This window comes from Nonomuraea sp. NPDC049649 (genome assembly GCF_040675175.1).
Lineage (GTDB): Bacteria > Actinomycetota > Actinomycetes > Streptosporangiales > Streptosporangiaceae > Nonomuraea.
Genome location: NZ_JBFAOH010000014.1, coordinates 98,148 through 110,530, shown reverse-complemented (window position 1 = coordinate 110,530; position 12,383 = coordinate 98,148). Strand labels below are relative to the sequence as shown.

The window sequence follows — 12,383 nt, the reverse complement described above, 5'->3', positions numbered from 1 at the left end:
CTAACGATAGGGCAGCATCCCTCCTGGCCATCCAGCCTGGGTCATTCCTTGAGCGAACGGAGCATCGGCGGATGCAGCAGCTCGGCGGGGCCGCGGCGGTAGAGCTTGGCCGGGCGGCCGCCGTCGCGGGTCGTGGTGGCGCCCGTCTCGACCAGGAACCCCTCCGCCTTGGTCACCTTGCGGTGGAAGTTACGCGGGTCCAGCCGCCCTCCCCAGACGATCTCGTACACCCTCCGCAGGTCGGCCACCGTGAACTCCGGCGGGCAGAACGCGGCCCCCAGCGAGGTGTACTCCAGTTTCGCCCGGGCCCGCTCGACCCCGTCGAGCATGATGCGGCGGTGGTCGAAGGCCATGACGGAGAGCGATTCGACGGGCTGCCAGCTCATGTGCGCCTTCTCCGAGGCGGGCAGGTCGGGGGCGATGCCGAGATAGGCGACGCTGAGCACCCGCTGGCGCGGGTCGCGGTCGGGGTAGCCGTAGGTCTGGAGCTGCTCCAGGTGCACGGGTGCGCCTGGGAGGCCGGCGCGCTCCGACAGGATGCGCTGGGCGGCGGCGGGCAGGTCCTCGTCGAGCTGGATGAAGCCCCCGGACAGGGACCAGCGGCGCAGGAACGGCGGGTTGTCGCGGCGCCACACCAGCGCACAGAGGTTCTGGTTACGGACCGTGAGCACGACCAGGTCGACGCTGACCGGAATGCGCGGGACCATGCCCGCACGTTACACGCTAGGACGCCACCCGGCGCCGACGCCCGTGCTGGGCGCCGACAGAGGGACACCCCTGAAAGGGTTGGCGCCCCCGTCCGAAATGCCATCGATCGGGGGCGACGACAGTCATACCCGTCTCCTGAGCGCCCCAACCGTGAATTAACCGGAAGTCAACCCATCGTCCATACATCTGTGACACGGCGGACGCTGAAGGCCCGCCGCCATCGGAGGGGGAAGGTGAGACGGCGGGCCGGTCCGGGGGGCTCAGCGGGGCCCCAGCTTCTCGACGATCAGCCGGTAGAGCTGGCGCGGCCGGCCGGGCTGCGGCGTCCGGTTCGGCGGCAGCGGCCACGCGAGTCCCTCGTCAACCAGCGTGCGCAGCAGCCGCCGCGCCGTACGCGGCGTCACCCCCAGCATCTTCCCCGCGCTCTCGGCGTCCACCACGGTGTCGCCGCCCTCCAGCTTGGCGGCCAGCCGCGACAGCACCTCCACGCCCTTCGGCTTGAGCGCGGCGGTGCCGGTGGGCGGCATCCGCGGGGCCGGGATGAGCGCCCGCCCCTCCCGGTCCACGGTGAACCCCTGCGCCTGCTTGCCCGCCTGGGTGCGCGCCAGCGCCGCCCGCGCGTGCGACTCGGCGTCGTGGGTGGTGCGCCCCATGCCCACGCCCACCTCGACGGCCAGCCCCAGCTCGTCGCGGATCCGGCCGGCGAACGGGAGCACCCGGAACCCGTCGGTGGCCGTCGCGACCGAGCCGCGGGTGGCGGTCACCAGGTAGCTGTGGTCGTCGATGGGCCAGACGGTGGCGTTCATCCGGTTCGCCTCCTGGACGAGCAGCCGGTGCAGCGACAGCCGCAGCTCCTCGCGCCAGTAGCGGGGCGCCGCCCGGCGGACCGGCTCGCGCAGCGTCGGCACCTCCACGAGCACGACCGTGAGCTGCGACTCCTCCAGCCGGTGGTGCGCGCCGAGCAGCGCCGCGGTGTGCAGGGCGGTGCGGATGGCGGCCGAGGTCGGCTTGACCCTGATGACCGGCACGCCCGCCGTCTGCAGGCGTTCGGCGACGGCGGGCAGGCACGTCAGCGCGCCGGTCGTGGACCCCTGGCGGAGGAGCCGCTCGTGGAAGGCGGCGATCGTGCCGGTCGCCCCGGGCTCGTCGCGGCTGTGCACCTCCGCCGCGGGGATGCCCAGGTCGGTGTACGCCTCCTCGACGTCGGCCCGGCTGACCACGTCGATGCTCACCCGCTGCGGGTCGATCCGCGAGTCCAGCGCCGCCTTGGCCAGCGCCGCGATCAGCGCCGCCCCTCCGGCCTGGACGTACGTGGCGGGCATCGTCAGCACGCCGGAGCGCCGGGCCAGGTCGTAGGGGACCGGGCTGGCGAACAGGCAGGCGTCGGCTCCGGGGCCGAGCCGTGTCACCTTGTCGGGCGCTTCCTGCTCGTCGCGGTAGGCGGCGGCCACCAGGCGGCACGGAAGCGGTGCTGCCGCATGACCCATGAGCATGACCCGCTCGACCAGATCATGCGGCCCGACCACGCCAATGGTGAGATCCGGTGTCATAGTGCCCGGGCGCGACACTCGGGAAGATTCTTCCGCCCTCTCGGCCAATGTTCGTCCCATCCTGCGATCCGTTAGATGCTCTCTTTTGGAACGATCGCTCGCGGGGGCCGTAATGTCACGCCCGACTTTTCCGGAAACACGTTCTGGTTGATCGCCAGAGAACGTGTTTCAGCAGCTCAGCCCGGCTTTTCCAGGGGTTTTCAACCTCCTGAAATCTCTCGTGTAATGTCCGCGCCGAGAGCCCGCATTCGCTGCGCGAGATGTGCGTGTCCGCGGTCGATGAGGTATCCGGAGTCGATGACGGTCTCGCCATTGGCGGCCAGCCCGGCGAGCACCAGGGCTATACCCGAACGCAGATCGTGAGCGGTTACCTGAGTTCCGGTCAGCGGCGTCGGGCCGCGCACGATCGCCCGGCTGCCCTCGACCTCCACGTCGGCGCCCATCTTGTTGAGCTCGCCGGCCAGCGCGAAGCGGCCGTCGAAGATGCGCTCGTGGATGTAGCTGGTGCCATCGGCCAGCGCGGCGACCGTCATCATCGGCGACTGCAGGTCGGTGGCGAAGCCCGGGTACGTGTCGGTGATGATGTTGATCGGCCGCAGCGGCCGGTCGCAGCGCACCTGCAGCACCGCGCCCTGGCGGGCGAAGTCGACGCCCATCTGCTCCAGCTTGTAGCGGACCACGCCCAGGTCGAGGCCGGTGCCGACGAGGCTGACCTCGCCCTGCGTGATGGCCGCGGCCATGGCGAACACGCCAGCGTCGAGCCGGTCGGGCATCACGGTGTGCTCGACGGCGTGCAGCTCGTCGACGCCCTCCACGGTGATGAACCCGGTGCCGCCGCCGCTGATCCGCGCGCCCATCTTGGTGAGCATGTCGATGACGTCGAGGACCTCGGGCTCCAGCGCCGCGTTCTCGATGACCGTGGTGCCCTTGGCCAGCGCGGCGGCCATGATCAGGTTCTCGGTGCCGGTGTGGGAGGGGGTGTCGAGGTAGAGGGTGGCGCCGGTCAGCCCGGACGCCTTGACGTGGATGACGGTCTCGCCCTCGTCGACCACCGCGCCCAGGCGCTTGTAGCCCAGGTAGTGGAAGTCGAGGTTGCGGCTGCCGAGGTTGCAGCCGCCGACCCCCTCCACGATGGCCTCGCCCAGCCGGTGGAGCAGGGCGGGGGTGAAGAGCACCGAGCCGCGGAACCGGCGGGCGATCTCGGCGGGCAGCACCGGGCTGGTGAGCCGGGAGGCGTCGATGACCAGCGTGCGCTCGGACTCGTGCAGTTCGACGTAGGCCCCCACGGCCTGGGCCAGCTCGACGGCGCGGCGTACGTCCTCGATGATCGGGACGTTGCGCAGGACGGTGCGGCCCTCGGCCGCGAGGAGCGCGGCGCCGATCATCGGCAGCACGGCGTTCTTGGCGCCCTGGATGAAGGCGGTTCCACGCAGGGGGTTGCCACCGCGCACGCGGTAACGGACCATTTGGGGCGGCTCCTTGAGAGTTCAACGTGAGGCTCGGCCAACAGTAGCCGCTAACACCACCGTGCCCGGCCGAATCATCCGGTAAAGGCAACCCCGGTGATGCGCTCGTATGCCTCTCGGTATCGATCGCGGGTACGTTCGACCACGGAATCGGGGAGCCGCGGTGGGGGAGTTCCTGACTCCTTGTCCCATCCGGATTCCGGCGAAATTAGCCAATCTCGTACAAATTGCTTGTCAAAGGACTGCTGTGGCCGGCCCGGCTCCCACTGGTCCGCCGGCCAGAACCGCGACGAGTCAGGAGTCAGCACCTCGTCGCCGAGCGTCAGCACGCCGTCGGAGTCCCAGCCCAGCTCGATCTTGGTGTCGGCGACGATGATGCCGCGCTCGCGGGCGATCTCCGCCCCTCGCTCGTACACGGCGAGCGTGACGCGGCGCAGCTCCGCCGCGAGTTCCTCGCCGACCTCCGCCACGACGCGCTCGTACGAGATCGGCTCGTCGTGCTGACCCGCCGGCGCCTTCGTGGACGGCGTGAAGATCGGCTCGGGCAGCCGCGACCCGTCCTCCAGCCCCGGCGGCAGCGGCACGCCCGACACGGCGCCCGTGGCGCGGTATTCGGCCAGCCCGCCCCCGGTCAGGTAACCCCGGGCCACGCACTCGATCTGCACCATCTTCAGCGGCTTCACCAGCACGCTGCGCGCGTCGGGCCCCGGCGCCACGACATGGTTGGGCACCACGTCGCGCAGCCGGTCGAACCACCAGAGCGACAGCTGGGTCAGGATCGCGCCCTTGCCGGGGATCTCGGACTCCAGGACGTAGTCGAAGGCCGAGATCCGGTCGGAGGCGACCATCAGCAGCAGGCCCTCGTCCGTCTCGTACAGGTCGCGGACCTTGCCCGAGTGGAGGTGCCTCATCGGGCGATGTCCGTGCGGTAGTGGGAGCCGCGCATCCGGATCCGCTCCACCAGCGCGTACGCGTTGCGGCGGGCGGTCTCCTGGTCGGGGCCGGTGCCGACGACGTTCAGCACCCGGCCGCCCGCCGAGACCAGCTCGCCGTCTCGCTCCGCGGTGCCGGCGTGCAGCACGTAGGCGCCGTCCACCGGCTCCAGCCCGGTGATCACGTCGCCCTTGACCGGGGCGGCCGGGTAGCCCTCGGCCGCGACGACCACCGTCACCGCCGCGCCCGGCTTGAACACCGGGTCCAGCCCGAGCTCGCCGGTCGCGCACGCCATCAGCAGCCCGCCCAGCGGCGTCTCCAGCCGGTCGAGCAGCACCTGCGTCTCGGGGTCGCCGAACCGGGCGTTGAACTCCACCACCTTCGGCCCCTTCGCGGTCAGCGCCAGCCCCACGTAGAGCACGCCCTGGTAGGGCAGCCCGCGCCGGCCCAGCTCCGCGATCGTCGGATGCACGACCTCGCGCATCACCTGGTCGGCCAGGCCCTCGGGCACCCAGGGCAGCGGCGTGTAGGCGCCCATCCCGCCCGTGTTGGGCCCCGCGTCGCCGTCGTAGGCCCGCTTGAAGTCCTGCGCGGGCTGGAACGGCACGGCCGTGCTCCCGTCGCAGAGCGCGAAGAGCGACACCTCGGGGCCGTCGAGGTAGTCCTCGATCACGACCCGGCCGCACGCCCGCGCGTGACGCCGCGCCGTCTCCAGGTCGTCGGTGACCACGACCCCCTTGCCGGCGGCCAGCCCGTCGTCCTTGACCACGTACGGGGCGCCGAACTCGGCGCATGCCGCCTCGATCTCCTCGGCGGTCTCGCAGACCCGCGCCTCGGCCGTGGGCACCCCGGCGGCGCGCATGACCTCCTTGGCGAAGGCCTTGGAGCCCTCGATCATGGCCGCCTGCCTGGACGGGCCGAAGCAGGCGATGCCCGCCTCCCGCACCGCGTCGGCCGCCCCGGCGACCAGCGGCGCCTCCGGGCCCACGACGACGAGGTCGACCGCCAGCCGCTTCGCCAGCCCGGCGACGGCCTGCGGGTCGACCGGATCGACGGCATGCAGCTCGGCGACCTGGCCGATCCCGGGGTTGCCCGGGGCGCAGTGCACCTCGGTGACCTGCGGATCCAGTCTGAGCGAACGGCAGAGGGCGTGCTCGCGCCCTCCGGAACCAATGACGAGTACGCGCACCCGTCCATTCTCGCAGCCCCGGCCCCCTGGACCGGCCGCACCCCCGTGCCGGGGGATTGGGAGGCGCCGCCCGGGGCAGAGGGCTCTTCCAGAAGAACCGGAAGGGTTCCGGTTCTTCTGTGGTTCCCGGCGACCGGACGACGAGTACAGTCAGGATCGTTCCCCCGACCGTGGTAGATTAGGGCGGCTTATTGGCGTCTCATGTGATTGGAGGTGGTCCGGGTGAATCCTGGTGATCCCAGTAGTACGTGCTCGATCACGTACACGCGAACCCCCGACCACTCCAATCCGGCAGCCTGATCGTGCCTCCACGCAGTCGCGTTTGTTGAAGAGGTGATTTCCGCATCACGCGTGGAGCGTGCCAGGTCGGGCGGAAAGGGACTGCCATGCGTTCGTCCACGCTTTTCCGTCGCATCAACCGCCACCCCGTGCAGCCGCATCAGCACCGCCAGCACCGGCCACCGGTGACCGAGCGCCGCGTGCCGCCCGTCGACTCGGTGGTGGAGTACGCCGCGTACATCGACGGCGAGAAACTGCGCCCCGCGGGCATCGACGAATCACTGGCCCTGGTCCGCAGGCACAACGACCTCACCGACGGCGCCAAGGCGTTCGTCTGGGTGGGTCTGCATGAGCCCGCGGCGCCGGAGGTCGAGTGGCTGGCCGAGGTCTTCGGGCTGCACCCGCTCGCCGTAGAGGACGCCGTCAAGGCCCACCAGCGCCCCAAGGTGGAGCGCTACGGCGACTCGCTGTTCATGGTGCTGAAGACGCTCGCGTTCCTCGACGACCAGCCGGCCGGCGAGGTCATCGCCACCGGCGAGATCATGATCTTCCTGGGCCCCGACTTCGTGATCACCGTCCGCCACGGCCCGCACTGCCCGCTCTCCCACATCCGCGAGCGCATCGAAGACAGCCGCGAGCTGCTGGCCCGGGGCCCGGCGGGCGTGCTGCACGCCATCGCCGACCACGTCGTCGACCGCTACCTCCAGGTCACCGACCTCATGCAGCTTGAGCTGGAGGAGGTCGAGGCGGCGGTGTTCGCGGACGTCAGCTCCCGCGACATCAACCGGATCTACCAGCTCAAGCGCGAGATGATCGACCTGAAGCGGGCGGTCACCCCGCTGCAGGCGCCGCTGGCCGCGCTGCCGCAGCGGCGGGTGATCCCGTCGGAGATGCGGGAGTACTTCCGCGACGTCGGCGACCACCTGTCGCGGGTGTGCGAGCAGGTGGAGTCCTCCAACGAGCTGTGCAGCTCGATCCTCCAGGCGGCGCTGGCCCGCTCGAACACGCTGGCCAACGAGGACATGCGCAAGATCTCGTCCTGGGTGGCCATCCTGTCGGTGCCGACCATGATCGCCGGCATCTACGGCATGAACTTCGACTTCATGCCGGAGACCCGCGAGGCATGGGGCTACCCGGCGGTGCTGGGCGTGATGGTCACGATCTGCGTGCTGCTCCACCGCGGCTTCCGCCGCAACGGCTGGCTCTAGACGCCGACCGGCCTGAGCGGCCCGACTGGCTCGGGCAGCTCCAGCCCGCGCTCCCGCCACAGCTCGCGCATCCGGTCGGGATAGTCGGTGACGACCCCGGAGACGCCGAGGTCGAGCATGCGGGCCGCGAGCGCGGTGTCGTTGACGGTCCAGACGGCGACGTCCAGCCCGGCCGCCGCGGCCTGGGCCATGAGCCGCTCGTCGACCATCAGGTGCTCGGGCGAGAGCGTGGTCGCGCCGGCGGCACGGGCGGCGGCGGGGACGTCGTCGCCGAGCGGGCCGTTCCAGTCGAGCGTGTCGAGCTCGATCAGCGCGAAGCGCCGCACCTCGGGCGCCAGCTCGGCCACCCGCTTGATGATCCGCCAGTCGAAGCTCAGGATCGCCGCGTTGTGGAGCCTGTTGTGCCGGTCGAGCTCCTCCAGCACCAGCGCCGTGAAGTCGTCCGGCGGGGACGACAGCTCCGGCCGCTTCGGGTCGGACTTCAGCTCGACGTGCAGCCGTACGCCCGAGGCCTGGTAGGCGCCCACCAGGCCCAGCACGGCCCCGAGCGTGGGCATGCGGGTGTCGGGCAGCGCCACCTGGGTCAGCGCGAACGGGTCCTGCGGGTGGCGCGGGTAGCGCACGCCGACGTCGAGCGTGCGCAGCTGCGCGAGGGTGAGCGAGTTGATCGGTTTTCCGACGTACGGGAAAGCGGGGTCGTCAGGCGTGACCGGGCGCGTGTCGGCGCTCGTGACGGCGGAGACCGTGAGGTCGTGCGTCAGCACGATGCGGCGATCGGCGGTGAGCGCGACGTCGAGCTCGAGCGCGTGCACCCCGAGCTCCATCGTCCGGCTCATGCCCGGCAGCGTGTTCTCAGGCCAGAGGCCTCTCGCACCCCGATGACCATGTATCTCAACGCGCACACCCGGGACCCTATCGGTCAGGGGGTGCCTTGAGGCAGTGCCACGCCGTGTCCTTTTTATACCGATTGCGGGATAACTACGGCTGGTCGAACTCCCATGTGTAGACGACCTGGCCCGTTTCGGGCGCCCCGCCGGCGCTCTCGTAGGTGGCCCGGGCCGGTTCGTCGTCCTGGCCGGTGGCGGTCCAGTGCCCGTGACAGCCCCGCTCGCGCGCCAGCCGGGCCAGCGCGGCGACCAGCGCCCGGCCGATGCCCCGGCGGCGGAACCGGTCGTCGACGCCGAGCTCGTACAGGAACATCTCGGTGCCCTTGTCCGGGTGGGTCATCTCCACCCCGGTCGCCATCCCCGCCGGCACGCCGTCCACATAGGCGATGAGGAGGTGGTGGCCCTCGTCCGCGAGGAACCTCTCGGCGGCCTCCCGGACGGGCGGCGCGTCGAAGAGGTGGCCGGCCGCCTCGACGGCTTCGAAACGAGTGACGCGCCTGATGTCCATGGAAGGAGGGTAAGTGCGCGTTGTCGCACCGTGCACCTGGTTTTTGCGCAAAAAATCGAACAAAGGTGCAATAAGCTGGCAACCATGACGAAGGCTCTCGAAGCCACTCAGGTCGATACCGTGCGGGCCTGGGTGGACGGGTGGACGGTCTCCCGCGGCACCCCGCCGCCGGTGACCGAACCCTGGGGGCTCCGTGTGGACGTGGGACTGCCCGGTCACGTCGCCCGCCACATCGTCCCCGTCCCGACACCCGCGATCATCCGGCGGCTGACCTCCGCGATCACCGAGCCGGGCACCTGGCTCAAGCTCTGCGCCCCGGCCGAGCTGATCGCCCCCTGGCTGCCGCCCGGCTGGGCCATCGACCCGCCCGAATACCTGATGACCGCGACCCTGACCCGCGAGGAGGCCGCGGCGCCGCCCGGCTACAACCTCGCCGTCACCACCCGGTCCGGCGTCACCGTCGCCCGCCTGCTCACCGACGCGGGCGAGATCGCCGCCCGCGGCCAGCTCGCCACGGCAGGACGGGCGGCCGTGGTGGACCACGTCGAGACCGCCGAGGCGCACCGGCGCCGCGGCCTCGGCGGCATCGTCATCAAGACCCTCGCCGCCACCGCCGTCTCCCGGGGCGCCACCACGGGTGTCCTGGTGGCCACCCCGGAGGGCAGGAAGCTCTACGAGAGCCTCGGCTGGCGGCTCCGCTCGCCGATGACGGCGGCGGTGCTCACCTAGATCAGCGAACGGATCACCAGGGTCTGGTCGCGGCCCGGGCCCACGCCGATGGCGGAGATGGGTGCGCCGCTCATCTCCTCCAGCGCCCGCACGTACGCCTGCGCGTTCGGCGGCAGGTCCTCGAAGGACTTCGCCTCCGTGATGTCCTCCTGCCAGCCGGGCAGCTCCTCGTAGATCGGCTTGGCGTGGTGGAACTCCGTCTGCGTCATCGGGATCTCGTCATGCCGCACCCCGTCGACGTCGTACGCCACGCAGACCGGGATCCGCTCCAGGCCGGAGAGCACGTCCAGCTTGGTGAGGAAGAAGTCGGTGACGCCGTTGATCCGGGTGGCGTAACGGGCGATCACCGCGTCGAACCAGCCGCAGCGCCGGTTCCGGCCGGTCGTGACGCCGAACTCGCCGCCCGTCTGCCGCAGCCACTCGCCCATCTCGTCCTCCAGCTCCGTCGGGAACGGGCCGGAGCCGACGCGGGTGGTGTAGGCCTTCAGGATGCCGATCACCCGGGTGAGCCGGTTCGGCGGGATGCCCGCGCCGGCGCAGGCGCCGCCCGAGGTCGGCGAGGACGAGGTGACGAACGGGTAGGTGCCGTGGTCGATGTCGAGCAGCGTGCCCTGACCGCCCTCCAGCAGCACGAACTTGCCCTCGTCCAGCGCCTTGCTCAGCACCAGCGAGGTGTCGGCGATGTGCGGCTTGAGCCGCTCGGCGTACCCGAGGTACTCCTCCACGACCGCGTCGGCGTCGATGCCGCGCCGGTTGTAGACCTTGGTGAGCACCTGGTTCTTCTCGCTGAGCGCCATCTCGATCTTCTTGGCCAGGATCTTCGGGTCGAGCAGGTCCTGCACCCGAACGCCGACCCGGTAGATCTTGTCGCCGTAGGCGGGGCCGATGCCCCGCCCGGTGGTGCCGATCTTGGCCTTGCCGAGGTAACGCTCGGTCACCTTGTCGAGCGCCTTGTGATGCGGCATGATCAGGTGCGCGTTGGCCGAGATGAGCAGCCGCTCGGCGGAGATGCCCCGCTCGGCCAGCCCGTCGATCTCCCCGAGCAGCACGCCCGGATCGATGACCACACCGTTGCCGATCACCGGCACCACGTGCGGAGAGAGAATCCCCGTCGGCAGCAGGTGCAGCGCGTATTTCTGATCGCCGATGACCACGGTGTGGCCAGCGTTGTTGCCACCCTGATAACGGACGACGTAATCGACGTCGCCACCGAGCAGGTCGGTGGCCTTGCCCTTGCCCTCATCGCCCCACTGGGCACCCACGAGAACGGCAGCCGGCATGGTGAGATCTCCCGAACACAAAACGAAACCCCTGACGCAAGCGCGACAGGGGCTCTTGCGTGGAGAGACTACCTGAGTGGGGCTTATCACCCAAAGGGCTACCCCTTGGTCAGCGCGTCATAGCCCGCCTCAGAGCTCTCCTTGAGGAACTGCAGGCACCTGTCGGCCTCGTCCTTCTCCCCGATCGCCTGCGCGGCCCTGCTCAGCGCGTACAGGCAGCGCAGGAACCCGCGGTTCGGCTCATGCTCCCAGGGAATCGGCCCGTGGCCCTTCCAGCCGTTGCGGCGCAGATGGTCGAGCCCGCGGTGGTAGCCCGTACGGGCGAAGGCGTAGGAGGTCACAGCATGGCCCTGGGCGAAGGAATCCTCCGCGAGCGCGGCCCAGGCGGCAGGGTAGGCGGGGAAACGGGCGGCCACGTCGGCGGCCTTGGCGCCGGATTCGAGGGCCTCCCTGGCCTCGGGCGTGTCCGGCAGGTGAGTCGGGGGCGGCCCGGCGAGAAGGTTTTCCATATGACAAGTCATACCCGCCGGGCCGCCGCCGTGGCTACGTGAGCTTCGTCCCGCTGCTCTTCAGGTGCTCGCACGCCTCGACGACGCGGGCCGCCATCGCGGCCTCCGCCGCCTTGCCCCACGAGCGCGGGTCGTAGGTCTTCTTCTTGCCGACGTCGCCGTCGACCTTCAGCACGCCGTCGTAGTTGCGGAACATGTGGTCGGCAACCGGGCGGGTGAAGGCGTACTGCGTGTCGGTGTCGATGTTCATCTTGACGACCCCGTACGAGATCGCCTCGTGGATCTCCTCCAGCGCCGAGCCGGAGCCGCCGTGGAAGACCAGGTCGAACGGCTTCTCCTTGCCGTACTTGGCGCCGACCGCCTCCTGGATCTCCTTCAGCACGCTCGGCCGGAGCTGGACGAAGCCCGGCTTGTAGACGCCGTGCACGTTGCCGAACGTGGCGGCCAGCAGGTAGCGGCCCTGCTCGCCCAGGCCCACGGCCTCGGCCGTGGCCAGCGCGTCCTCGGTCGTGGTGTAGAGCTTCTCGTTCATCTCGCCGACGATGCCGTCTTCCTCACCGCCGACGACGCCGATCTCCATCTCCATGATGATGTTGGCGCGGTGGCACTTGTCGAGGAGCTCCTTGGCGATCTCCAGGTTCTCCTCGAGCGGCACGGCCGACCCGTCCCACATGTGGGACTGGAACAGCGGGTCGAGGCCCTTCGACACCCGCTCCAGCGAGATGTCGATGAGCGGGCGCATGAAACCGTCGAGCTTCTCCTTGGGGCAGTGGTCGGTGTGGAGCGCCACGGTGACCGGGTACTTGGCGGCGACCACCCGGGCGTACTCGGCGAGCGCCGTCGCGCCGGTCACCATGTCCTTGACCGTGGAGCCGGAAAGGTACTCGGCGCCACCCGTGGAGACCTGGATGATGCCGTCGCTCTCCGCTTCGGCGAAGCCGCGCAGCGCGGCGTTCAGCGTCTGAGACGAGGTCACGTTGATCGCCGGGTAGGCGAACCCGCCTGCCTTCGCCCGGTCGAGCATCTCGGCGTAGACCTCAGGAGTCGCGATGGGCATGAGTCATCTCCCTAGAAGTAACGGCTTCGGTATCAAGTATCCCGGGTCCCGTCCCCGGGGCGGTAGGGCGACGCGGGCTT

Annotated in this window: 12 protein-coding genes; 2 read left to right on the top strand and 10 right to left on the bottom strand. The window is 70.3% G+C overall.

Annotated elements, in window-relative coordinates:
* Positions 1 to 41 precede the first annotated feature (41 nt).
* From AB0J42_RS19980 to purD, 5 genes are all read right to left on the bottom strand, one after another.
* Complete coding sequence (locus AB0J42_RS19980; RefSeq protein ID WP_364296386.1) at positions 42 to 707, bottom strand: NUDIX domain-containing protein; 666 nt, start codon at positions 705 to 707, stop codon at positions 42 to 44.
* A 261-nt stretch (positions 708 to 968) separates the two neighbouring features.
* On the bottom strand, positions 969 to 2,258 hold the full coding sequence (locus AB0J42_RS19975) for a GTP cyclohydrolase IIa (protein ID WP_364296384.1): 1,290 nt from the start codon (positions 2,256 to 2,258) through the stop codon (positions 969 to 971).
* Between the two features lie 200 nt (positions 2,259 to 2,458).
* The gene (gene murA, locus AB0J42_RS19970) at positions 2,459 to 3,724 is read right to left on the bottom strand and encodes a UDP-N-acetylglucosamine 1-carboxyvinyltransferase (protein WP_364296382.1); all 1,266 of its coding nucleotides are present in this window, start codon (positions 3,722 to 3,724) and stop codon (positions 2,459 to 2,461) included.
* Positions 3,725 to 3,798: 74 nt separating this feature from the next.
* Positions 3,799 to 4,635, bottom strand: coding sequence for a phosphoribosylaminoimidazolesuccinocarboxamide synthase (locus tag AB0J42_RS19965; protein WP_364296380.1), 837 nt, complete (start codon positions 4,633 to 4,635; stop codon positions 3,799 to 3,801).
* Positions 4,632 to 5,846, bottom strand: a complete 1,215-nt coding sequence (gene purD / locus AB0J42_RS19960; protein ID WP_364296378.1) for a phosphoribosylamine--glycine ligase — start codon at positions 5,844 to 5,846, stop codon at positions 4,632 to 4,634. Before purD ends, AB0J42_RS19965 begins: the two co-directional genes overlap by 4 nt.
* A gap of 464 nt (positions 5,847 to 6,310) precedes the next feature.
* On the opposite strand from purD, the gene corA reads away from it, so the two are divergent.
* Positions 6,311 to 7,333, top strand: a complete 1,023-nt coding sequence (corA, locus tag AB0J42_RS19955; protein ID WP_364296376.1) for a magnesium/cobalt transporter CorA — start codon at positions 6,311 to 6,313, stop codon at positions 7,331 to 7,333.
* On the opposite strand, the gene AB0J42_RS19950 is transcribed toward corA, so the two are convergent.
* Entirely contained in the window at positions 7,330 to 8,235 is a 906-nt protein-coding gene (locus AB0J42_RS19950) for a glycerophosphodiester phosphodiesterase family protein (RefSeq protein WP_364296374.1), read from the bottom strand. The genes corA and AB0J42_RS19950 overlap by 4 nt on opposite strands.
* A gap of 76 nt (positions 8,236 to 8,311) precedes the next feature.
* The gene (locus AB0J42_RS19945) at positions 8,312 to 8,728 is read right to left on the bottom strand and encodes a GNAT family N-acetyltransferase (RefSeq protein ID WP_364296372.1); all 417 of its coding nucleotides are present in this window, start codon (positions 8,726 to 8,728) and stop codon (positions 8,312 to 8,314) included.
* Positions 8,729 to 8,812: 84 nt separating this feature from the next.
* On the opposite strand from AB0J42_RS19945, the gene AB0J42_RS19940 reads away from it, so the two are divergent.
* The gene (locus AB0J42_RS19940) at positions 8,813 to 9,457 is read left to right on the top strand and encodes a GNAT family N-acetyltransferase (protein ID WP_364296370.1); all 645 of its coding nucleotides are present in this window, start codon (positions 8,813 to 8,815) and stop codon (positions 9,455 to 9,457) included.
* Here the strand turns inward: AB0J42_RS19940 and AB0J42_RS19935 are convergent.
* From AB0J42_RS19935 to fbaA, 3 genes are all read right to left on the bottom strand, one after another.
* Positions 9,454 to 10,737 carry an adenylosuccinate synthase gene (locus AB0J42_RS19935; RefSeq protein WP_364296368.1) on the bottom strand — a complete coding sequence of 428 codons (1,284 nt, stop codon included), beginning with the start codon at positions 10,735 to 10,737 and terminating at the stop codon, positions 9,454 to 9,456. The genes AB0J42_RS19940 and AB0J42_RS19935 overlap by 4 nt on opposite strands.
* A 98-nt stretch (positions 10,738 to 10,835) precedes the next feature.
* Positions 10,836 to 11,258: a DUF3151 domain-containing protein gene (locus AB0J42_RS19930; protein ID WP_364296366.1), complete on the bottom strand. Its 423-nt coding sequence runs from the start codon at positions 11,256 to 11,258 to the stop codon at positions 10,836 to 10,838.
* Between the two features lie 22 nt (positions 11,259 to 11,280).
* On the bottom strand, positions 11,281 to 12,303 hold the full coding sequence (gene fbaA / locus AB0J42_RS19925) for a class II fructose-bisphosphate aldolase (RefSeq protein ID WP_364296364.1): 1,023 nt from the start codon (positions 12,301 to 12,303) through the stop codon (positions 11,281 to 11,283).
* Positions 12,304 to 12,383 lie beyond the last annotated feature (80 nt).

Excerpts from the sequence above, each read along its gene's own strand:
- AB0J42_RS19980 (WP_364296386.1), bottom strand. The coding sequence starts at position 707 with ATGGTCCCGCGCATTCCGGTCAGCGTCGACCTGGTCGTGCTCACGGTC.
- AB0J42_RS19975 (WP_364296384.1), bottom strand. The coding sequence starts at position 2,258 with ATGACACCGGATCTCACCATTGGCGTGGTCGGGCCGCATGATCTGGTC.
- murA (WP_364296382.1), bottom strand. The coding sequence starts at position 3,724 with ATGGTCCGTTACCGCGTGCGCGGTGGCAACCCCCTGCGTGGAACCGCC.
- AB0J42_RS19965 (WP_364296380.1), bottom strand. The coding sequence starts at position 4,635 with ATGAGGCACCTCCACTCGGGCAAGGTCCGCGACCTGTACGAGACGGAC.
- AB0J42_RS19945 (WP_364296372.1), bottom strand. The coding sequence starts at position 8,728 with ATGGACATCAGGCGCGTCACTCGTTTCGAAGCCGTCGAGGCGGCCGGC.
- AB0J42_RS19940 (WP_364296370.1), top strand. The coding sequence starts at position 8,813 with ATGACGAAGGCTCTCGAAGCCACTCAGGTCGATACCGTGCGGGCCTGG.
- AB0J42_RS19935 (WP_364296368.1), bottom strand. The coding sequence starts at position 10,737 with ATGCCGGCTGCCGTTCTCGTGGGTGCCCAGTGGGGCGATGAGGGCAAG.
- AB0J42_RS19930 (WP_364296366.1), bottom strand. The coding sequence starts at position 11,258 with ATGACTTGTCATATGGAAAACCTTCTCGCCGGGCCGCCCCCGACTCAC.
- fbaA (WP_364296364.1), bottom strand. The coding sequence starts at position 12,303 with ATGCCCATCGCGACTCCTGAGGTCTACGCCGAGATGCTCGACCGGGCG.